This window comes from Aeromonas sp. Y318-1 (assembly GCF_027706125.1).
In the GTDB taxonomy this organism is placed as follows: Bacteria; Pseudomonadota; Gammaproteobacteria; order Enterobacterales; family Aeromonadaceae; genus Aeromonas; species Aeromonas hydrophila.
In genome coordinates this window covers 143,027-164,082 of the sequence record NZ_JAPDCM010000002.1, presented here as the reverse complement: position 1 = coordinate 164,082, position 21,056 = coordinate 143,027, and the positions used below count along the sequence as shown (strand labels likewise).

General features: G+C 63.7%; 15 protein-coding genes. 10 read left to right on the top strand and 5 right to left on the bottom strand.

Features of this window, described 5'->3' with window-relative positions; genetic code table 11:
- Nucleotides 1-21 precede the first annotated feature (21 nt).
- Both ppsA and OKB87_RS03305 read left to right on the top strand, forming a co-directional pair.
- Nucleotides 22-2,400, top strand: a complete 2,379-nt coding sequence (gene ppsA, locus OKB87_RS03310) for a phosphoenolpyruvate synthase (protein WP_270826455.1) — start codon at nucleotides 22-24, stop codon at nucleotides 2,398-2,400.
- 300 nt (nucleotides 2,401-2,700) lie between these two features.
- Nucleotides 2,701-3,678: an AraC family transcriptional regulator gene (locus OKB87_RS03305; RefSeq protein ID WP_270826622.1), complete on the top strand. Its 978-nt coding sequence runs from the start codon at nucleotides 2,701-2,703 to the stop codon at nucleotides 3,676-3,678.
- Between the two features lie 84 nt (nucleotides 3,679-3,762).
- Here the strand turns inward: OKB87_RS03305 and OKB87_RS03300 are convergent, their stop codons facing one another.
- The 4 genes from OKB87_RS03300 to OKB87_RS03285 all read right to left on the bottom strand — a co-directional run bounded on the left by OKB87_RS03300 (nucleotide 3,763) and on the right by OKB87_RS03285 (nucleotide 9,943).
- Nucleotides 3,763-6,144, bottom strand: coding sequence for a beta-glucosidase (locus tag OKB87_RS03300; protein ID WP_270826454.1), 2,382 nt, complete (start codon nucleotides 6,142-6,144; stop codon nucleotides 3,763-3,765).
- A gap of 420 nt (nucleotides 6,145-6,564) precedes the next feature.
- Nucleotides 6,565-7,023: a serine protease chaperone gene (locus OKB87_RS03295; protein ID WP_270826452.1), complete on the bottom strand. Its 459-nt coding sequence runs from the start codon at nucleotides 7,021-7,023 to the stop codon at nucleotides 6,565-6,567.
- A 17-nt stretch (nucleotides 7,024-7,040) separates the two neighbouring features.
- The gene (gene asp, locus OKB87_RS03290; RefSeq protein WP_270826450.1) at nucleotides 7,041-8,915 is read right to left on the bottom strand and encodes a serine protease Asp; all 1,875 of its coding nucleotides are present in this window, start codon (nucleotides 8,913-8,915) and stop codon (nucleotides 7,041-7,043) included.
- Nucleotides 8,916-9,403: 488 nt separating this feature from the next.
- Entirely contained in the window at nucleotides 9,404-9,943 is a 540-nt protein-coding gene (locus tag OKB87_RS03285) for an isochorismatase family protein (protein WP_270826449.1), read from the bottom strand.
- A gap of 236 nt (nucleotides 9,944-10,179) precedes the next feature.
- Here OKB87_RS03285 and OKB87_RS03280 point away from each other — a divergent pair, with 236 nt between their 5' ends.
- Nucleotides 10,180-11,010 (top strand): MetQ/NlpA family ABC transporter substrate-binding protein, encoded by an 831-nt coding sequence (locus OKB87_RS03280; protein WP_270826448.1) that lies wholly within the window; start codon nucleotides 10,180-10,182, stop codon nucleotides 11,008-11,010.
- A 71-nt stretch (nucleotides 11,011-11,081) separates the two neighbouring features.
- Here the strand turns inward: OKB87_RS03280 and OKB87_RS03275 are convergent, their stop codons facing one another.
- On the bottom strand, nucleotides 11,082-11,804 hold the full coding sequence (locus OKB87_RS03275) for a phosphatase PAP2 family protein (protein WP_270826447.1): 723 nt from the start codon (nucleotides 11,802-11,804) through the stop codon (nucleotides 11,082-11,084).
- A 347-nt stretch (nucleotides 11,805-12,151) separates the two neighbouring features.
- Here OKB87_RS03275 and OKB87_RS03270 point away from each other — a divergent pair, with 347 nt between their 5' ends.
- The 7 genes from OKB87_RS03270 (at nucleotide 12,152) to dedD (ending at nucleotide 21,003) form a co-directional block, all read left to right on the top strand.
- Entirely contained in the window at nucleotides 12,152-13,282 is a 1,131-nt protein-coding gene (locus OKB87_RS03270; protein WP_270826446.1) for a 4-phosphoerythronate dehydrogenase, read from the top strand.
- Nucleotides 13,283-13,424: 142 nt separating this feature from the next.
- On the top strand, nucleotides 13,425-14,441 hold the full coding sequence (locus OKB87_RS03265) for an aspartate-semialdehyde dehydrogenase (RefSeq protein ID WP_016351142.1): 1,017 nt from the start codon (nucleotides 13,425-13,427) through the stop codon (nucleotides 14,439-14,441).
- 275 nt (nucleotides 14,442-14,716) lie between these two features.
- A complete protein-coding gene (locus OKB87_RS03260) occupies nucleotides 14,717-16,894 on the top strand; it encodes a FimV/HubP family polar landmark protein (protein WP_270826445.1) in 2,178 nt (725 codons plus the stop codon).
- Nucleotides 16,895-17,073: 179 nt separating this feature from the next.
- Nucleotides 17,074-17,883: a tRNA pseudouridine(38-40) synthase TruA gene (truA, locus tag OKB87_RS03255; protein ID WP_270826444.1), complete on the top strand. Its 810-nt coding sequence runs from the start codon at nucleotides 17,074-17,076 to the stop codon at nucleotides 17,881-17,883.
- 119 nt (nucleotides 17,884-18,002) lie between these two features.
- On the top strand, nucleotides 18,003-18,866 hold the full coding sequence (gene accD, locus OKB87_RS03250; protein ID WP_011706493.1) for an acetyl-CoA carboxylase, carboxyltransferase subunit beta: 864 nt from the start codon (nucleotides 18,003-18,005) through the stop codon (nucleotides 18,864-18,866).
- Nucleotides 18,867-18,868: 2 nt separating this feature from the next.
- Complete coding sequence (folC, locus tag OKB87_RS03245; protein WP_270826443.1) at nucleotides 18,869-20,128, top strand: bifunctional tetrahydrofolate synthase/dihydrofolate synthase; 1,260 nt, start codon at nucleotides 18,869-18,871, stop codon at nucleotides 20,126-20,128.
- Nucleotides 20,129-20,202: 74 nt separating this feature from the next.
- Complete coding sequence (gene dedD, locus OKB87_RS03240) at nucleotides 20,203-21,003, top strand: cell division protein DedD (RefSeq protein ID WP_206818035.1); 801 nt, start codon at nucleotides 20,203-20,205, stop codon at nucleotides 21,001-21,003.
- The last annotated feature ends 53 nt before the right edge of the window (nucleotides 21,004-21,056 follow it).

Sequence of the window (21,056 nt, the reverse complement as noted above, 5' to 3'; positions counted from 1 at the left end):
AGTGCCCACCAACCTGGAGACATGCAAGTGCAACAGTACGTACTCTGGTACGAGCAACTCGGAATGCAGGATGTAGAACGAGTTGGCGGCAAAAATGCATCCCTTGGCGAGATGATCAGCAACCTCTCTGGTGCCGGCGTATCCGTGCCGGGCGGGTTTGCCACCACCGCCTTTGCGTTTAACGAGTTTCTGGAGTCAAGCGGCCTCAACGGCAAGATCCATGATCTGCTCGACAGCCTGGATGTGGACGACATCGCCGCCCTCAACCGGGCCGGCCAGCAGATCCGTGACTGGGTGATCGAAGCCCCGTTCCAGAGCGCACTGGAACAGGCGATCCGGGTTGCCTACGACAAGCTCAGCGGTGGGCTTGACGCGTCCTTTGCGGTGCGCTCCTCCGCCACTGCCGAGGACATGCCGGATGCCTCCTTTGCCGGCCAGCAGGAGACCTTCCTCAACGTGCGTGGCATCGACGCCGTCATGATTGCCGTCAAGCATGTGTTTGCTTCACTGTTCAACGATCGCGCCATCTCCTATCGGGTGCATCAGGGCTATGACCACAAGGGTGTCGCCCTGTCGGCCGGGATCCAGCGCATGGTGCGCTCGGATCTCGCCGCCTCCGGCGTCATGTTCACCCTGGATACCGAGTCGGGTTTCAACGACGTGGTGTTCATCACCGGCGCCCAGGGCCTTGGCGAGATGGTGGTGCAGGGTGCGGTCAACCCCGACGAGTTCTACGTGCACAAGCCGACCCTCAAGACAGGACGCCCGGCGGTGGTGCGCAAGACCCTCGGCTCCAAGCTCATCAAGATGACCTATTCCGGCGATGCCAGCCACGGCCGCCAGGTGCAGATTGTCGACACCCATGAGGCCGAGCGCAGCCGCTTCTGCATCACGGATGCCGAGGTGATGGAGCTGGCCAAGCAGGCCCTCATCATCGAGCAGCACTACGGCCGTCCGATGGACATCGAGTGGGCCAAGGACGGGCAGGATGGCAAGCTCTACATCGTGCAGGCGCGTCCGGAAACCGTGCGCAGCCGCCAGGAGGCCAACACCCTCGAGCGCTTCGCCCTCAAGCAAGCAGGCAAGGTGCTGATCGAGGGGCGCGCCATCGGCCACAAGATCGGGGCGGGCCCGGCGCGGGTAATCTCCTCCATCAGCCAGATGGACGAAGTGCAGCCCGGCGACGTGCTGGTCACCGACATGACCGATCCGGACTGGGAGCCCATCATGAAGCGGGCCTCCGCCATCGTCACCAACCGGGGCGGGCGCACCTGTCACGCCGCCATCATCGCCCGCGAACTGGGCATTCCGGCGGTGGTGGGTTGTGGTGATGCCACCAAGCGCATCGAACCGGGCCAGTTCATCACCGTCTCCTGTGCGGAAGGGGATACCGGCTTCATCTACGACGGCGAGCTCGACTTCGACGTGGCGGTGACCGAGGTGGGCAACATGCCGCGCCTGCCCATCAAGATCATGATGAACGTCGGCAACCCGGACAGGGCCTTCGACTTCGCCCAGCTGCCGAACGCCGGTGTCGGACTGGCCCGCCTCGAGTTCATCATCAACCGGATGATTGGGGTGCACCCCAAGGCGCTGCTGGAGTTCGACAGCCAGAGCCCCGAGCTCAAGGCCACCATCGGCAAGATGATTGCCGGCTACGACAGCCCGCGCGAGTTCTACGTTGCCAAGCTGACCGAGGGCATCGCCACCCTGGCTGCCGCCTTCTGGCCGGAGCGGGTGATCGTGCGGATGTCGGACTTCAAGTCCAACGAGTACGCCAACCTGGTGGGCGGCCGTGGCTACGAGCCTCACGAAGAGAACCCGATGATCGGTTTCCGCGGTGCGTCGCGCTACATCGCCGACAGCTTCCGCCCCTGTTTTGCCCTTGAGTGCGAGGCGATCAAGCGGGTGCGCGATGTGATGGGGCTGACCAACGTCGAGGTGATGATCCCCTTCGTGCGCACCGTAGGCGAGGCGGAGCAGGTGATCGACATCCTGGCAGAGAACGGTCTGCGCCGTGGCGAGCGGGGGCTCAAGGTGATCATGATGTGCGAGATCCCGAGCAACGCCCTCCTGGCAGACAAGTTCCTCGAGCACGTGGACGGCTTCTCCATCGGCTCCAACGACATGACCCAGCTCACGCTTGGACTTGATAGGGACTCGGGGCTTATCGCCCACCTGTTCGACGAGCGCAACGAGGCGGTCAAGGCGCTGCTGGCGATAGCCATTGCCGCCGCCCGCAAGGCGGGCAAGTACGTGGGGATCTGCGGCCAGGGGCCATCCGATCACCCGGACTTCGCCGCCTGGCTGGTCGAGCAGGGCATCGACTCGGTGTCGCTCAACCCGGATACCGTGGTCGACACCTGGCTCTATCTGGCCGAGCAGCACAAGGCGAGCTGACGCCGGTTGCACAGCCCCCATCAAAATGGCGCCCACGGGCGCCATTTTTCATGGCCGAACCTGACGCAACTGGTCCGATATGGCGGCCAGATGTGCCCAAAATGGCGCGCTGGCGCGTGCTTTTACACTCCGTTACATCTGCTCGCTTTGCAACCGCCCCATAATGGTCCCGCCAGCCCGCTGCACGGGGTGGCAGGCCCGCCGTCAGTGGCTGGCCGGGGGATCACGAGCAGTTTCCTGTCAGCACGGAGGCCAGGACGGCAGATGTCACAGAGCGTATCAAATCAGGTGATCAGACGAATGCTGGGAGCCTGCCAGCAGCAGGGGGGCGATCCCGATGCCATTCTGATGGCGGGGGGCCTCACGTCGTTCGACATCGAGCGGGAGCAGGGCCGGCTGCCGGCCCACAGCCACTACCGGATGCTGCAACTGATGCAGCCCTATCTGGCCAGTTTTCACGAAACCATTCTCTCCTACGACATCGGCCAGCTCTACCAGCACTATCCACCCCTCATCAGCCTGTGCCTGAACCAGCCCTCGCCGCGGGCGGCGCTCGAGGTGCTGCTGGCCTATCGCCCCATCATCGGCAGTTGTGACGAGCTGCGGGTGCGACGGGGGGCGCAGGCCAGCCAATACCTGTATGTCAATCAGGGGCCTGCCAGCCTGGGGGCGAGTCAAGCCATCCCCAACTTCATCATGCTCTACCGGATTTTGCGGGTCTATCTGGCGGATCCCCGGGTCTCGGTGGGCTTCACGGGGCGGCCGCCACCGCACCATCAACTGCTGGACCACTTCTTCGCCACCCGTTGCCGCTGGGAGCAGGGGGAAAACACCCTGACCATCGACAACGCCCAACTCGACTGCCCCAGCCACAGCTACAACGAGCCGCTGGGTCATCTGCAACTGGCCCAGCTGGCACAGATCTGTGCCGACATCGCCGAGCGTGCCCCCTTTGCCTATCTGGTGGAGGAGCGGATCCGCCACAAGATCCGGGGAGGGGAGCTGGAGAGCGATGAGAGCCTGCTCAAGGAGGTGTGCGCGGCCATGAATGTCAGCCGCTGGACCCTCAATCGCAAATTGCAGGGAGAGGGGAGCAGCTTCTCCACCCTGCTCAGGGAGGCGAGGGTGAGCGAAGCCTGCCGCTTGCTGGGTGAGGGGGATCAACCGCTGCAGAACATCAGCGATCGGGTCGGTTTCTCGTCCCAGAGTGCCTTCAACCGCTTCTTCAAGGCCAACACCCGCATGACGCCGCTGGCCTATCGCAACGCCCGCCAATAAGAACGGGACCGGCGCAAGGCCGGTCCCGTGGTCGGGTCATTGCTGGGCAAGGCCGGGCTCCCAGCCCGGCCTTGCCTGCCTCTGTTAGCGAGTAACGGTGGTGACGCTGGCGGGATCCACCCCGGCCGGCAGTGCCAGTGCCCCCGGCGTGGTGTTGCTCACCACTATCTCCTTGCTCACCGTGAAGCTGACCGGCGTGCTGGCGGAGACATCCGACGAGGGGCTGATGTAGGCGCTGTAGCGACCCGGCTCCACGATCCACTGGTTGCTGGTCTCATCGAAGCTGGCGAGGATGCTGGCCGGAATGGTGAAACTCAGCTGTTCGCTGGCCCCCGGTGCCAGTTGCGCCGTCTTGGCAAAGGCCTTGAGCTCGATAAGCGGTTTCTTCAGCTTGACCTCGGGGGCGGTCACATAGACCTGGGCCGCCTCCTTGCCTGCCACGGCGCCGGTGTTGGTGATGGTGGCGGTCAGCACCAGGTTGCCGGCACTGCCGCCCTCCAGGGGATTGCTGGTGATGGCGGGGCTGGTGTAGCTGAAGCTGGTGTAGGAGAGGCCGAAGCCGAACGGGTAGGAGACCGCCTGCTCGAAGGTGCTGTAGTAGCGATAGCCCACGTAGATCCCCTCGTTGTAGTAGAGATCGTCCGGTTCGCCGTCCCCGTCGGTGTCCTCACCCGGGAAGGTGCTGGCGGAGGGAACGCTGGCGTAGCTGTGCGGGAAGCTCTGGGCCAGCTTGCCGCTCGGGTTGACCGTGCCGGAGAGCACGTCCGCCACCGCGTGGCCGGTCTCCTGGCCAGCCATGTAGGCCAGCAGGATGCCATCCACCGTGTCGCTCCACTGGGCGGTGTCGATGACGCCGTTGACGTTGAGCACCACCACCACCTTCTTGCCCTTGGCGTGGAAGGCGCTGCTCACCGCATCGATGAGGGCGAGCTCGTCATCACCGAGCAGATAGTCCCCCTTGCCGCTGCTGCGATCCGCCCCTTCCCCGGCCTGGCGGCCGATGCTGATGACGGCGGCTTGCTGGGTGGCGGCCGCATTGGCGATCAGGGCCGCCAGATCGCCGCTGATTGGCGCCTCGGCGCAGGTGTAGTAGCCCTTGGCGCCAAATTGCCCCTCGTGATAGACCTTGTTGTTCTCGTAAAAATCGCGGTAGTAGCTTTGCAACGCCTCGTTGACCGGGAAGCGTGCCGCCAGTCCCTGCGCGATGGTGGTGGTGCTGGCGGCGTTCACATCCCCGCTGCCGGTGCCGCCCTTGTAGGTGTTGATCTGGTTGATGCCAAAACTGGCCAGGGTGCTGCTTGCCGCCAGCGGCAGGGCCGCGGCGTCGTTGCGCAGCAGCACCATGCTCTCGGCTCCGGCCTGACGGGCCAGTTTGGCGTGGGCGGTCAGGTCCGGGCTGTTGCTGATGGCCAGCTGGCTGTAGGAGGGGCTCTTCATCACCTGGGTCAGGATGTGGATGGCAGCCTCGTTCACCTTGGCCTCGTCGAGATCGCCGTGCTCGATGGATTGCTGCAGCTGCTCCTTGACGTTGCCCGGCTCGATCAAATCCTGCCCCGCCAGCACCTGCTTGTAGGCGTTGTTGGCCACGTCGCCAGCAAACCAGTCGGACATCACCAGGCCGTCGAACTTCCACTCGCCACGCAGCAGGTCGGTCACCGCATCCCTGCGTTCGTTGACATAGGTGCCGTTGACCTTGTTGTAGGAGGTCATCACCGCCCAGGGCTGGGCCTCGTCCACCGCTATCTGGAAGCCGCGCAGATAGATCTCGCGGAAGGTTCTCGGTTCGCCGATGTCGTTGATCTGGTTGCGGTTGGTCTCGGAGTTGTTGCCGAAGTAGTGCTTGATGGTGGTGCCTACCCCGTTGCTCTCCACCCCGTTGACCATGGCGGCGCCGATTTTGCCAGTCAGCAGGGGATCTTCCGAGTAGTACTCGAAGTTGCGGCCATTGAGCGGGTTGCGCTGGATGTTCATGCCCGGGGCCAGCAGGATGTCGACCCCGTACTGGCGCACCTCGTCCCCCATGGCTTCGCCGACGGCCTTGACCAGCTTGACGTCCCAGCTGGAGGCGAGCAGCGAGCCGATGGGCCAGGCGGTGGCGTAGTAGCTGGCGCTGTCACCGTCGCGGTTGGCGTTGATCCGCACCCCGGCCGGCCCGTCCGCCAGTTTGAGGGCCGGAATGTCGATGCCGTCCGCGCTGCGCAGCACGCCGTTGATGTAACCCGCCACGCCAGGCACATCCTGCTTGACGTTGATGGCGCCGTTGGCACTGCCGTAACCGGGGCCGGAGAGCAGGTCCAGCTTCTCGCCGAGGGTCAGCTTGGCCACCATGGCCTCGGCCTGGCCGCGGTAATAGGCATCGTCCTTGACCAGGGGATCCGAGTCATTCTGGTTGCAACCGACCAGCAGGCCGGCCAGCGCCAGGCTGACACCCAGTGAAATCGCTTTCAATTTTGTGGTGATAGGCATGAAGACGTCCTCGTAACTGTCTGAATAAAAATAAAAAGGAGATATCGACACCGGGCGCAAGGCATCCGCCCGGGCTGGACCGCTCTGCTGGCGGCTGCCATTGGATATCGCAAGGAAGGCCAAACGGGCCCGTGGGCAGACGTTTGGCTGCAGGCAGGTTAACAAGTCGGGCGAGGGCCGCCTTGCCCCGGGGGAGCGAGAAATGTGCCGGCGGGAGCAAGGGGGCCGAGTTGTGAGCAAGGTCGCATCGAAAGGCGGTGCCAAACCAAGGGCTGAAAGTGACAAGAGGGGAGAAGGGCGGGGGAGATTGGAGAAACGGGTGGCCTGATGGCCAATGAGGATGGCTGCGAGCAACGCGCGAGGGGGCCGGCGGCCCCCTCGAAGATCAGCTGATATGCCCGGGCAATGGCCCGGGACTGCTCACTTGGGCTGTTTGAGGGCCCCGGCGAGTTCAATCTGCACGTTGACACCCTCCTGCTTGAGCGCCGTGGCGACGGCGTTCAGATCGGTGCCCGGCTTGGCTTCCAGCAGGGCGATGCCGCCGCTGCTCTGCTTGAAGCGCAGGCCGTGACGGCTGGCCAGCGCGCTGGCCTGGCTGTCATCGGCTTCCACCAGCAGGGTGCCGCTGGCGGTGAGCTGTGGGCTGGCCACCCCTTGCAGCAACACGTCGCCGCTGCGCAGGGTTTGCCGGGGCGCCTTGCCGTCTGCGCTGCGGGCGACCCGCTGCTTGCTGCCGTTGTCCGGGGTGAGGTAGGTCTGACCGTTCACCTCGATGGTGCGGTACTGCTTGCCGTCGATCACCACCGATTCATCGGCGGCGTGTACGCCGGCCGAAGTCAGGAGGCCGGCCAGGGCCAGGCCGAGTAAGCTGTGTTTCATCTTGTGACTCCTTGTGATCATGAGCGGGCGGCGTCGTGGCCGATCACCCGCAGGGACCAGTTGAGCAGTTGACCCGGCTGGCTGTTGTTGCGCTCGGTCAGGGTGCTGCGGCGGTTGGTGTTGAGGTCAACCAGCGTCAGCTGGCGGCTGCTGTTGGAGACGTCGGTCACCTCCAGTCGCCACTCGCCCTGGGCCGCTTCGCCATAGAACTTGTGGGAGAGCATGCGCATGTCGCGCAGCCCCTTGGTGCGCACGTAACCCAGCTGCTGCCGGTCGAGGGATTGCCCCACCAGGCTGTTGTTGGGGTTGAGCAGCACGCTGCGAGTGCCGGACGGGGAGACCAGCTCGATCAGCAGGTCGGGCAGGCGCTGATGATCCAAGCTCACCGTGACCTGGACCGCTTCCACGGTCAAGGCTTGCGCCACCTGGGTGCTGGAGCGGGTGGCACTGCTGCCCACATCCGCGATGCTCCCTTCACTGCGCGGCACCGTGACCTTCTGAGCCGGCAACTGCACCAGCGGTGGCAGCGGGGTGTGGTTGGCGGCGGCGGTCAGGGCCTTGTTCACGTCGATGAGACCAAAGCCATAGGTGGGGCTGTACCAGAGGCCGGCGGCGTTGCGCTCCCACCCTTCCAGGCCGGTGACCTGGCGGGGTTGACCGTTGGCGGCGGTATAGCTGACCTGGACCGGCTGCTGGCCGGCATCGATGCGGGTGGCGTTGCGGGCCAGCAGATCGCGCAGATCCCGCACCGACAGATCCGGGTAGGCGGACATCAGCAGCGCCATGGCGCCCGAGGTGTTGGGGGTGGCCGACGAGGTGCCGTTCATCACGCCGTTGTAGTCGCAGGTGGCATCCAGCTGCGGGTTGTTGTGCAGCCGGTTGGTGCTGGGATCGTCGGTGCGGTTGTAGCCCATGTCACAGCCGGGCAGATCCGTGGTCACCATGGCCGGCGCATCGGTACCGTACTCCCCGCCGGGGGCGCTCAGGAAGACGTTGCTGCCGACGCTGGAGTAGGAGGAACGTACTCCGTCGGCGTTGATGGCGCTCACCACCAGGTTCCAGAAGTTGCTGTTGGAGGGGTCTATGTTGCTGTTCTCGAACGGCAGCTTGGGCAGGACGCCGGTGCGGCTGAACATGTAGTCACCCGCGGCGATGCGGTTGAAGCCGTTGCCTGCCGCCTTGATGTAGGCCGCGCCCTGCGCCTGCTGGGTCTGCTGCTCGAACAGGCGATCGAGCTGAACCTGATCCAGCCCGCTGGCGCTTTGCGGATCCACCAGGCTCATGCCGTAGCTCTGGTTGAAGACCCGGTTGTCGGCGGTGGCGGTGCTGCCGCCCAGCGCATAGATCCAGTCTTTCTGCAGCTGCTTGCTGCGCTCATCCAGCAGGTTGAACCCCTGCAGCTGGACGCGGGGAGCCACCCCCAGGGTGCCGATGCCATTGTCGACCGCCCCGATCAGGCCGGAGACCGAGGTGCCGTGGGCACTGTCCGGATCGGTCGGGGTGGGGTCGCTGCTGCCGGTGACAACGTTCTTCGAGCCGGGGCGTACATTGTCGGCCAAGTCCGGATGGGCGATGGCCAGGCCGTCATCCACCACGGCCACGTTGATGCCCTGACCCTGCACGCCGGTACGGTGTGCCCACCAGAGGTTGAGGTCGTTGCCTGCCACGCCACCACGGGAGCTGAAGGCATTCTGGCCGCTGTTGAGCAGGTGCCACTGCTGATCCTGCAGCGGGTTGATGCCGGGCAGGCAGCGCGCTGCGCTGCTGCGGCCGGTATCGAGGCCGGCTTCCTTGCCGGTCAATGGGGTGCAACTCTCACTCGCCTGAACTGAAGCGATGGGCAGGGCCGAGAGCAGGGCCGAGATTGCCAACGCTAACGATGTTTTTCTCATTAATAAACTCCATCTTATATCGCACCGTCCTGGGTGCGACTGGCATCTATACACGGGAAAAACAGAGTCAAAAAGCACTCGTTTTGATTCTGAGATAAGGCTCAAAAAAATCCCACAACAAATATTTTACAGACCATGTGGGGGTTCCTGTGAATCCTTTTATGTGGTGTATTGAGAACTTTTCTCAGCTGGCTGGTGTTGATATTTATCTTTGTAGATCAACCTATTAGTAACTGTTCGTTAACGTTTGGTGAGGAGGCCGGTGCGGAAGGGGACGAGCGGAGTGGCGCGAAATGGGAGGATCACCGTGCTGGCGGGCGCCGCCGAGATCGAAAGCAGAGTGAGGGTGAATACAGGCAAGCCACACGGCGCCAATGGCGCCGTGTGGGATGAAGTCGCTGGTCGGCAGGGGGAGGCTATTTGATCAGCGCCAGCAATATGGTGCGAAACGTCGGATGACCGGATGGAGAGGCCATCCGGCAGGAGGGTTATTTGATCAACGCCAGAATGGATCGAAACGCCGGATGGTGGCAATCGCCCAGCAGCTCGTAGAGGCACATCTCCACCGAAGTGAGTTCGGCCCCGTGGGCCGCCAGCTTGTGGATGGCGAGCTCCCGGTTGGTGGCGCTGCGCGACGACACCGCATCCACCACCAGCGATATCTGGCTGCCCGCGTCCAGCAGTCCCTGTACCGTCTGGTAGACGCAAATATGGGCCTCGATGCCGCACACCAGCCAGTGGCTGACGCCCTGGCGGGCGAGGGCGTCGGCCAGCGCCGGTTCCCCCAGGGCGCCGAAGCTGTGCTTGGGCAGCACAAGATCGCCTGCCTGCATCAGCTGCAGCTCGGGCACGGTAGCCCCGAGCTTGTCCGGGTTCTGCTCCAGCCAGACAACCGGCAGGCCCAGCAGTCTGGCCCCCGCCACCAGTCTGGCGGTGTTGGCGATCAGGGCGTCGCTCCCCTCGACCAGACGGGCCAGTTTGCCCTGAATATCGACGACCAGCAGGCCGGTGTTCGTGGTGGTCAGCATGATGGGCTCCTTGCTAGGGAATGAAATGGGTAGCCGATGGTGCTCAGCCGCATTGAGTCCTTATATCAAAGGCCGTGATTTTTTATAAATAAGCTTGCCCGGTTTTGTTGCTTGGCGAAGCGAAACGGCTCTGTTATGGTGTGCTAAATTAGCCGTTTGGATGGCTAGATGGTTGCGGTGGTTCAAGCACGACTCTGCCATCGCGCCAGCCGTTGAGATGTTTACAGGGAGTTTTTATGCAGCGTCGTTCCTTCTTTACCCTTTCCGCCCTGGCCCTGCTGGCCGGTACTCTGCCATTGGCCGCGCTGGCCGCCGATCCGGCCAAACAGGAGATCGTCATCGGCACCACGGTAGGGGATTTTGCCGACATGGTGACCGATTCCATCAAGCCGCAGCTCGAAGCCAAGGGCTATCAGGTCAAACTGGTGGAGTTCACCGACTACGTGACCCCCAATATCGCGCTGGCCGACGGCTCGCTGGATGTGAACTGCTTCCAGCACAAGCCCTACCTGGAGAGCTTTGCCAAGGATCGGGGGCTTTCGCTTGCCCCCATCACCCAGGTACCGACCGGCCCCATGGGCCTCTATGCCGGCAAACTGGGAGAGCTGAAGGCGGTGAAGGAGGGGAGCACGGTGGCCATTCCGAACGACCCCACCAATCAGGCGCGGGCGCTGCTGATGCTGCAGGATCTGGGCTGGCTGACCCTGAAGGAGGGGATCAACCCGCTCAAGGCGAGCGAGTTCGACGTGGTGAAAAACCCGCACAACCTCAAGCTGGTGCTGCTGGAGGCGGCCCAGTTGCCCCGCTCGCGCGAAGACGTGGACTTCTCGGTCATCAATGGCAACTTTGCCGCCTCAAGCGGCATTCCTTTCAGCTCAGGTCTGTTCCTTGAGCGCAGCTACGACTTCATCAACTGGGTGGTGGTAAAAAGTGCCGATGCGGACAAGCCCTTTGCCAAAGATGTGGCTGCGGCTTACAACTCGGCCGCCTTCAAGGCTTATGCCGCCAAGCGCTTCGTCGGTTACAAGTACCCCGAAGGGTGGCAGGGAGCGAGCGCCAGCAACTGAGTGGCCAGCGTCACAGGCTTTGAACAAAAACGGGCACCCGCGGGTGCCCGTTTTTTTGTGTCGTGCAGATGTCAGTAATGGCGCAGCCACCAGCGGGCGGCGAACAACGCGGTGAGGCTGCCGAGCAGGGCGCTCGCCAGCACATCCAGCGGCCAGTGCATGCCGATCAGCATGCGCGACAGGCCGATACCGATGGCCCACAGCGGCAGCAGCCAGGCGCCGGCAGGGGCGCGCGCCAGCCAGATCAGGCCGAAGAACTGGGCCAGGCTCATGGCGGCGATGCTGTGGCCGGAGGGGAAGGCGTAGTTCACCTCCGCCTGCCAGTGGTTGGCGAGCCACTCGGGCAGTGCCAGCAGCTGGCTGGCGGCATGGACCTGCTCGCTGCGCACCTCCACCTTGCCGGCGTAGAACTGCTGGATGGCGGGGATCAGCTGCTGGCTCTCCAGCCAGAGCAGGTAGGGGCGGGGCTCCTCGGTCAGATGCTTGATCAGGCTCTTGATGAGCCAGTCGCCGGCCAGCACGGCAAACAGGGCGCCGCCGAGGGCCAGCAGTGCCGGCAGACTCAGCGTCAGCTTGTGTCGGGTCAGCAGCAGCAGGGTCAGGATGCTGACGCCGATGCCGGGCACATCCACCATGCGGGTGAGGGCGTAGGGCCACCAGAGCCAGTCCGAGTGAAGGGCCTGGCTCATGAACGGTTGCCAGGGCAGGCAGGCCAGCAGGAGCAGCGGCAGGATCAGGGCAGCACTGAAACACAGCACCTGGCGGCGCGGCAGGGAAGAGGCGTGAGTCGGCATAACGGGGCTCGGCAAGGTGCCCACTTATGGGCAGCAAAAAAAGAGGCGCCATTGTGCCAGCCCAGTCCGGTCGGTCAAGTCGTGCCCTGCTCGCTGTAACACGGGGTTACAAATGAGTGTGGTGATGGCCAACCCGCCGCGTGCAATCCAGCTGGTGGTGAGGGGGGGCATCCGAGGTTGCTTGTGCAGGCCGCACTACTCGGTTGAGCAGAGATGAGCCAGCAGCGCGCTGGTTCCCGCCAGAAAGTCGCGGCGGCGGCCGCTCATGGATGAATAAGCATCTGAAACTTCGGTCTGTTTGGGCTAGAATGGCGCGCTTGTGGCCGCTAGCGAAGTGAGAGAGCCCGATGAAGATCGTCGTTGATGAAAATATGCCCCACGCCCGTGAGCTGTTTGCCGAATTTGGCGAGGTCATCCCGCTGCCCGGCAGGCAGATGCAGGCGGCGGATCTGCAAGAGGCCGACGTGCTGCTGGTGCGCTCCGTCACCCGGGTAGACGCCGCGCTGCTGGCCAGCTGCCCTCGGCTGAGCTTCGTCGGCACCGCCACCATCGGTACCGATCACGTGGACAAGGGGCTGCTGGCCGAGCGGGGCATTCCCTTCTTCAGCGCCCCCGGCTGCAACAAATATTCGGTCGGCGACTATGTGCTCTCCGCTCTGCTGGTGCTGGCCGAGCGCCATGAGCTCAACTTGAACGAGATGAGCCTCGCGGTCATCGGTGCCGGCAATACCGGCGAGTGTGTGGCAGGCAAGGCCGAGGCCCTCGGCATGCGGGTACTGCGCTGCGATCCGCCCCGTGCTCGCGCCGCCGAGGCCAACGAGGCTGCGCAGTTTGTCGACTACCGGCAGGCCCTTGAGGCCGACATCGTCAGCTTCCACGTTCCCATCACCCGTCAGGGGCCGGACGCCACCTTCCATCTGCTGGATGCGGCGCAGATTGCCGCCCGCCCGGCCGGGCAGATCCTCATCAACGCTTCCCGTGGCGAGGTATGGGACAACCAGGCCTTGCTGGCGCGCCAGCAGAGCCAGGCGCCGCTGCGGCTGGTGATGGACGTGTGGGAAGGAGAGCCGGAGCCGCTGCAGGCCCTGGTACCCCACACTGAGCTCGCGACCCCGCACATCGCGGGTTACAGCCTGGAAGGCAAGGCCCGCGGCACCTGGATGCTCTATGAGGCACTCTGCCGGCAACTGGGGCGCACGCCGCGCCAGGATCTGCAGAGTTTGTTGCCGACCCCCGAGGTGCGGGAGGTGACACCGGGCCAGCCGGCGGATCAGGCCTTGATCAAGCAGCTGGTCCACCTTATTTATGACGTGCGCCGCGATGACGCCCGTTTTCGCAACCGACTCGGTGTGGCGGGCAGCTTCGATGAGCAGCGCAAACACTATCCTGAGCGGCGCGAGCTCTCTTCCCTGCAACTGAAAGGGCCGTTTGCGGGCGATGCCCTGGCCCGGCTCGGGTTTGTCTGCCAGCCAGACTGAACACTTTACATACTTGAAGGGGCGGGAGCCTTGCCCCGCCCATACCCGGTCTGGCCCGACGCCAGACCCGCTATCAGGCAGGTCCGCCTGCCAGCGGTGATGCCAGCGCGCGTCACCGGCACCATCATAGGAGAGAACAGCAGTGAGTCAGCAATTCAACGTAGCGGTATTGGGCGCCAGCGGCGCCGTGGGCGAGGCGATGATCGAGATCCTGGAAGAGCGTGCCTTCCCGATTGCCACCCTCTATCCGCTGGCCTCCAGCCGCAGCGCTGGCGACACGGTGCGTTTTGCCGGCAAGAATGTCGAAATTCTGGATGTGGAGGAGTTTGACTGGAGCCAGGTGCAGATCGCCCTCTTCTCCGCCGGGGCCGAGGTCTCTGCCAAGTGGGCGCCGATTGCCGCCGAGCACGGCTGCATCGTCATCGACAACACCTCCTGCTTCCGTTACGACGAAGACATTCCGCTGGTCATTCCGGAAGTGAACCCGGATGCGCTGGCCGATTTTCGCAACCGCAACATCATCGCCAACCCCAACTGCTCCACCATCCAGATGCTGGTGGCGCTCAAGCCGTTGCACGATGAAGTAGGTATCGCCCGCATCAACGTGGCGACCTATCAGTCCGTCTCCGGCTCCGGCAAGGAGGGGGTGAGCGAGCTGGCCGGCCAGACCGCCCACCTGCTCAACGGTCGTCCGGTGGAGCCGAGCCTCTACCCGCAGCAGATCGCCTTCAACCTGATCCCGCAGATCGACAGCTTCACCGACAACGGCTACACCCGCGAAGAGATGAAGATGGTGTGGGAGACCCAGAAGATCCTGGGGGATGCCAGCATCGCCGTGAACCCCACCTGCGTGCGGGTGCCGGTGTTCTACGGCCACGCCGAGGCGGTCCACGTCGAGCTGCATCAGCCGCTCGACGCCGAACAGGTGAAGGAGCTGCTGCGCAATGCACCGGGCGTCACCCTGTTTGACGACGAAAACGACTATCCGACCCCGGTGCGCGACGCCACCGGCAAGGACGAGGTGCTGGTGGGCCGGGTTCGCCAGGATATTTCTCACCCCTGCGGTATAAATATGTGGATCGTGGCCGATAACGTTCGTAAGGGCGCGGCGACCAACAGCGTGCAGATTGCCGAACTGCTGGTGCGCGATTACCTCTGATCGGCGAGTCCATTGGCCTGGCGGGGAGGGAAATCCGCCAGGCTGCCAGCCTGTGCACCCATGGGGTGGATGTGACCGGGGGCGCACTCTGCAGCCCCGAGAATTTTTCGCGATATCAACTGATTAAGTTTTTTCCTACACTCAGGGGCAAGTTGGGTGCTAAATGTGTCGGACTGCTGGCTTGCAACCTGAGCCTGATTTATATTGAACCGACTGTTTTGGGGTAACTATCCAGATTTTTCAATGTGATAGGGCCGTCATACGAAGGAACGAATATGGGACATTCCCGCATAACATTGGCAACGCTACTCGCATTGGGTCTGCTGGGCACGGCCCAGGCCGAAGACTCGGCGCGGGAGCCTTTTTTTGTTGAGCTCAAAGGCCCGGACGAGCCGGCTCCGCCCGCCGTCAATTCCCAGCCGCTGGCACAACCCGTCGCCGCTCCCCGCGCCACGTCCCAACCCAGCCGAGCCACGGCCCAGCCGATCGTGCGGCAGGTCGCGAGCAATGCCGGCAGTTATGGCCCCATTCGTCCCACCGACACCCTCTGGAGCCTGGCGAGCAAGTACCGTCCTTCCAGCAGTGTCAGCGTCTACCAGACCATGGTGGCGATCTACGAGAAGAACCCCCGCAGTTTCGCCGACGGCAACATCAACCACATTCTGGTGGGCTCGCGCATCCAGCTGCCCACCACCGCCGAGGCCAGCGTCATCACCGATGCCGAGGCCCGCGCCAAATTCCGCAGTGACAACGCCAGCTGGAAAGGGCTGAGCCCGAAATACCTGGCCAGCAAGCATACCCAGCCGGCCAAGCCGGTGGCTACCAAAGCGGCCCCGACCAAGGCGGCCGAGCCGGCCAAGCCCGAGGTAGCCAAAGCAGCGCCCATTCCTGCCCCGGCACCCAAGGTGGAGACACCCCAGCCGGCCACCGAGGTAAAGGCGGTTGCCAAGGCTCCCGAGCCGGTCGCCAGCCAGGCGGCTGCCACCAGCGCCGCCACGGCCAGCGCACCGGCGCCGTTGCCAGCCGATGTCAATCAACCGGTCGGCAAGCCCTCCACCGAGATGGCGCTGGCGCTGGAAGATGCCAACGCCCAGCTCGGCCAGGTCACCGAGATGAACCACAGGCTCAAGCTGCGGCTGCAATCCCTGACCGAAGAGGTGGAGACCCTCAAGGCCCAGCTGCAGGATCAGACCGCGCTGCAAAAAGAGATTGCCGAGCTCAAGGCCAAACCGGTTCCGCCGGTGGCACCGGCCCCCGAGCCCAAGCAGAACTGGCTGATGGACTTGCTCTCCTCGCCGCTCAACCTGGCCATGATCATCCTGTTGCCGGTGCTGCTGGTGCTGGCGTTGGTGACCCTGTGGCTGCGGGCGCGGGCCCGTCGTGAGCTGGAAGAGCAGGAGAAGAGCCTGTCCGAATCCACCGCCATGGTGATGGATCAGGAGAGCAGCGAATTTGACGAGCTGATGACGGTCGGCATCACCGACGACGAGCCGGTACGACCGCGCCCGGATCTCAACACGCCGGATGGCTACATGGCGGTGGAAGAGCCTGCTGCGCCGGCCGATCTGGTGTTCAGCGACGATGGCGAGATGGACCTGGCCAGCTTCGATGCCGAGCCGGCCCCGCCTGCCAAGGCCGCCATTCGGGATCCGGATCTGGTGCCCGAGCTGGATCTGGCCCATGACGAGTCCATCACCCTCGACTCCGAGCCGGATCTGGATCTTGCCAGCGAATTCAAGCCCAAGGCTGGCAACGAGATCATGAGCGAAGAGGAGCTGCAGGCAGCCCTGTTCGCTGAGTTGGATGCGGATCTGGAAGCTGATCTGGCGCTGGACGGCAGCGATGACGGTCAGCCCGATGCCGACCCCATGGTCAGCGACGAGGATCTCGCCTCCTTCGATTTGAGTGACTTCGAGACCGCCTTTGCCGAGCCGGGCGCCGACAAGGCCGCCAATGCCACGGCCGACGCCAGCGCCGATGAGCTGCTGGCGGAGCTGGGGCTGGAGCCCGAGCCGACCAAGGGGAAACAGGAGGCCGCAGCAGATCTGGAGTGGGATCCCAACGAGCTGGCCCTGGCCGATTTCGAGGATGCCTTCGCCGAGGTGGAGTCCCATCCGGGCGAGGTGAAGCCACGGGAACAGGCTCAGGAGAGCGGCTATGTGGAGATCGACAAACTGCTGGCCGAGGCAGATGCCACCACCACCGAACAGGAACCCTATCAGGGCTTCTCGCTGGACGTGGGGCTGGATGGCTTCCCCGAGGTGCTGCCGGAATCCACCGGGTTTGACGTGGATGCTGACGATGGCGGTGTGGGTGCCAAGCTGGATCTGGCTCGTGCCTACCTCGAGATCGACGACAAGGATAGCGCCCGCGAACTGCTGCAAGAAGCGGCGGAGCAGGGCACCGAGCATCAACGGGCCGAAGCCGAGAAGCTGCTCAAGCGCCTTGGCTAGAGAGCCAGCGCATAGTGGTGAAACAAGGGGCAGCCGATGGGCTGCCCCTTGTTTTTGGTCCCTGTGTTTTGGGCGTCTGGTCCGGCCTGGGCGCGGCTATTTGGGATTTTTGAGGCGAGACGCGTATAATCCGCCCCGTTTCGTTCACCGCCCCTTTTCATCAGAAGACAAGTTTATCCATGCGAATTGCCCTAGGTATTGAATACGACGGCAGCCGGTATTTCGGCTGGCAGCGTCAGCGCGAAGTGATCAGCGTACAGGAGGAGCTGGAAAAGGCCCTCAGCCGGATCGCCAATCACCCCGTCTCCATCCAGTGCGCAGGGCGCACCGATGCCGGTGTCCACGCTACCGGCCAGGTGATCCACTTCGATACCGATGCGAATCGCGCCGAAGGGGCCTGGACCCTGGGTCTCAACTCCAACCTGCCGCCGGACATCGCCGTGCGCTGGGTCAAGCAGGTGGGCGAGGGGTTTCATGCCCGCTTCAGCGCCACAGCCCGTCGCTACCGCTACGTCATCTACAACCACAACTACCGGCCGGCCATCCTCGGCAGTGGCGTCAGTCACTACCACGAAACCATCGATGCCGATCTGATGCACCAGGCGGGCCAGAGCCTGCTCGGGGAGCACGACTTCAGCACCTTCCGGGCCGTCGCCTGCCAGTCCAACACCCCCTGGCGCAATGTGACCCACCTCTGTGTCAGCCGCTCCGGCCCCTACATCGTGCTCGACATCAAGGCCAACGCCTTCCTGCACCACATGGTGCGCAACATCACCGGCTCCCTGCTGCTGGTGGGGCAGGGGCTCCAGCCGGTGGAGTGGATTGCCGAGGTGCTGGCAGCCCGGGATCGCAACCTGGCGGGCCCGACTGCCAAGGCGGGGGGACTCTATCTGGTGGACGTGGATTACCCGGCGGAGCTGGGGTTGCCGCGGATGCCGCTCGGCCCGTTGTGGCTGCCGGACTCGGCACCGGGTACGACCAGTTTTTAGTAACTGGCCCCGAAAATTTGTGGTTTAATGATCCGTCATTTATTGCCATCGAGCTATTAAGTCATTGAACAATCTAGGCTCGATGCGTTTTGTCAGGCACAAAAGCATTAAGGAATTCCATGAGCTGGCTTGAGAAGATCCTTCCCAAGAGCAAGATCACTACACCTCGTCGTCACAACATTCCGGAAGGGGTGTGGACCAAGTGCAGTGCTTGTGAACAGGTGCTCTACCGGGCAGAGTTGGAGCGCAATCTCGAAGTGTGCCCCAAGTGTGATCATCATATGCGCATCAGCGCCCGTGCCCGTCTCGAGAGCTTTCTCGACGAGCAGGGCCGCACCGAGATCGGTGCCGAGCTGGAGCCGCAGGATGTCTTGAAATTCAAGGATTCCAAGCGCTACAAGGATCGTTTGTCTGCCGCCCAGAAAGAGACGGGAGAAAAAGATGCGCTGGTGGTGATGAAAGGGACCCTCAAGGGGGTGCCGGTCGTCGCCTGTTCATTCGAGTTCTCCTTTATCGGTGGCTCCATGTCCTCCGTGGTGGGCGCCCGCTTCGTGCGCGCCGTCGAGGAGAGCATCAAGGAAGGTCGCGGTCTGGTCTGTTTCTCCACCTCGGGTGGTGCCCGCATGCAGGAGGCGCTGTTCTCCCTGATGCAGATGGCCAAGACCAGTGCGGCGCTGGACCGTCTGTCGAAGGCCGGTCTGCCCTATATCTCCGTACTGACCGACCCCACCATGGGTGGCGTCTCCGCCAGTCTGGCCATGCTGGGTGACATCAACGTGGGCGAGCCCAAGGCACTGATCGGCTTTGCCGGTCCGCGCGTCATCGAGCAGACCGTGCGCGAGAAGCTGCCGGAAGGCTTCCAGCGCTCCGAGTTCCTGCTGGAGAAGGGCGCCATCGACCTCATCATCGATCGCCGCGAGATGCGCAATCGTCTGGCCAGCCTGCTCGCCAAAATGCTGAATACTCACGTCATCGAAGAGTGAAGATGAGTTCCAACATGCAACAATCCCAAAGCCGGTCGCTGGTCGACTGGCTTTCTTATTTGGAGCAGATCCACCCGGTCAACATCGACATGGGGCTGGATCGGGTCGGCGCCGTGGCCCGCCGCATGGGTCTTACCCAACTGCCGTTCAAGGTGATCACGGTGGCGGGCACCAACGGCAAGGGCTCCAGCTGTGCCATGGCGGCCAGCATACTGATGGAAACCGGCTACCAGGTCGGCGTCTACTCCTCCCCCCATCTGCTGCGCTTCGCCGAGCGGGTGCGGATCAACGGGGCCGAACTGGCCGACAGCGATCACTGCACCGCCTTTGCCGAGGTGGAAGCGGCCCGCGGCGAGATTGCCCTTACCTTCTTCGAGTTCGCCACCCTGGCGGGCTTGTGGCTGTTCCGGCGCGCCGCGCCCGATGTGCTGCTGCTGGAAGTGGGGCTAGGCGGTCGGCTGGATGCCACCAATGTGGTGGAATCCGATGTCGCCATGATCACCTCCATTGCGCTCGATCACTGCGACTGGCTGGGGGATACCCGCGAGGCGGTGGCGGTGGAGAAGGCGGGGGTGTATCGCGCCGGCAAACCTGCCATCAGCGGTGAGCCCAATCCGCCCGTCACCATCGCCAGCGAGGCTGCCCGCCTCGGCGCCTGCCTGCGTCAGGTCGGCATTGATTTTCGTGGTGATGAGCACGCCAGCGGCTGGGATTATCACGGCCTCCATCAGTGGCGCGACCTGCCCAAACCGGCCCTGCCGCTGATGAACGCGGTCACCGTGCTGGCGGCGCTGGAGTCCCTTGGCCTGCCGCTGCCGGAAGAGGCTATACGACAAGGACTGGCCAATGCCCGGCTGGCCGGGCGGATGCAGCAACTGCAAAGCGCGCCGCTGGTCATCGTCGATGTGGCCCACAACCCCCATTCGGCAGCCTACCTGGCAGCCCAGCTGCGCAAGATGTCCTGCACCGGCGTGCGCCGCGCTGTGGTCGGCATGCTCAAGGACAAGGACATGGCGGGGTCGCTTGCCGAGCTCGATGGTCTCATCGGTGAATGGTATCTAGCCAGCTTGACCGGCCCGCGGGCGGCGAGCGCGGCCCAGCTGGCGGCCGCCCTTGGCAGCGAGCGGGGGCCGGCGACCACCTTTGACAGCGTGGGGCAGGCCTATGCTGCCGCGTTGGCCGCATCGAGTCCTGATGATATGGTCATTGTGTTTGGTTCGTTTTACACTGTTGCCGACATTCTGGCGGGTGTCGCCGTCTAGGCCACACCCCGGCTCCCCGGCCCTCTGGCGGGGAGCCGAATCGCATATTGAGTTACGTAAAGGTAGGATTCAACTTGGCCTCTAAGTTTCAAAACCGTCTGGTGGGCACCGTCATCCTGGTGGCCCTGGTTGTCATTTTTCTGCCGGATTTGATGGACGGCCACAAGCTGGAGCAGAAGGAAGAGGCGTTTGCCAAGATCCCGCTGCGCCCGGAGCTGGAGCCCGCCAAGCCCGCCTTGCAGGTATCGGCCGCCAGCACCTTGCCGGCGGAACACCTGGCCAGCCAGCAGCAGGCCTCTGCCGCCGAGCAGTGGCAGGTGGAAGAGGTATCTGAGCCGGTAACCCTGGGGGCCAAGCAGGGCCAGCCGCCGGTGCAGCAACCGGCCGCCAAGCCGGTGACCCAGCCCGTTACTCCGCCGGTGGTCAAGCCCCAGCCTAAGCCTGAAGTGATCGCCAAGAAGCCGGTGGAGCAGCCCAAGCCCAAGGTGGTGCCGCCCAAGCCGGTCGAGGTGCAAACACCGGTTGAGAACAAGCCGCAGGCGGGCCAGATCAAGTCGATGGACGATCTCATTGCCAGCAAGATGGGACAACCGACCACGACGACAGCCCCGGCGCCAGCGGCTACTGCGCCGGCCCAGGGCAGCTGGATCCTGCAGCTTGGCGCCTTCAAAAACGTCGACAGCGTCAATGCGCTGGTGAGCAAGCTGCGGGCTGCGGGCTACTCGGCTCACACCTCGCCGCGCACTCCGGTCCAGGGTCAACTCAACCGGGTCTTCATCGGGCCGGATGTCTCCAAGGCAAAGCTGCAGGGCATGCAAAGTCGCATCGGCCAGATGACCGGCTTGAGTGGTTCCGTGGTGGCTTACAACCCCTAACAGGGTCGACAAGGTAAAAAAATACCGCGCTGCATCTTGGATGGGCGCGGTAT

Excerpts from the sequence above, each read along its gene's own strand:
- ppsA (WP_270826455.1), top strand. The coding sequence starts at position 22 with ATGCAAGTGCAACAGTACGTACTCTGGTACGAGCAACTCGGAATGCAG.
- OKB87_RS03305 (WP_270826622.1), top strand. The coding sequence starts at position 2,701 with ATGCTGGGAGCCTGCCAGCAGCAGGGGGGCGATCCCGATGCCATTCTG.
- OKB87_RS03300 (WP_270826454.1), bottom strand. The coding sequence starts at position 6,144 with ATGCCTATCACCACAAAATTGAAAGCGATTTCACTGGGTGTCAGCCTG.
- OKB87_RS03295 (WP_270826452.1), bottom strand. The coding sequence starts at position 7,023 with ATGAAACACAGCTTACTCGGCCTGGCCCTGGCCGGCCTCCTGACTTCG.
- asp (WP_270826450.1), bottom strand. The coding sequence starts at position 8,915 with ATGAGAAAAACATCGTTAGCGTTGGCAATCTCGGCCCTGCTCTCGGCC.
- OKB87_RS03285 (WP_270826449.1), bottom strand. The coding sequence starts at position 9,943 with ATGCTGACCACCACGAACACCGGCCTGCTGGTCGTCGATATTCAGGGC.
- OKB87_RS03280 (WP_270826448.1), top strand. The coding sequence starts at position 10,180 with ATGCAGCGTCGTTCCTTCTTTACCCTTTCCGCCCTGGCCCTGCTGGCC.
- OKB87_RS03275 (WP_270826447.1), bottom strand. The coding sequence starts at position 11,804 with ATGCCGACTCACGCCTCTTCCCTGCCGCGCCGCCAGGTGCTGTGTTTC.
- OKB87_RS03270 (WP_270826446.1), top strand. The coding sequence starts at position 12,152 with ATGAAGATCGTCGTTGATGAAAATATGCCCCACGCCCGTGAGCTGTTT.
- OKB87_RS03260 (WP_270826445.1), top strand. The coding sequence starts at position 14,717 with ATGGGACATTCCCGCATAACATTGGCAACGCTACTCGCATTGGGTCTG.
- truA (WP_270826444.1), top strand. The coding sequence starts at position 17,074 with ATGCGAATTGCCCTAGGTATTGAATACGACGGCAGCCGGTATTTCGGC.
- accD (WP_011706493.1), top strand. The coding sequence starts at position 18,003 with ATGAGCTGGCTTGAGAAGATCCTTCCCAAGAGCAAGATCACTACACCT.
- folC (WP_270826443.1), top strand. The coding sequence starts at position 18,869 with ATGAGTTCCAACATGCAACAATCCCAAAGCCGGTCGCTGGTCGACTGG.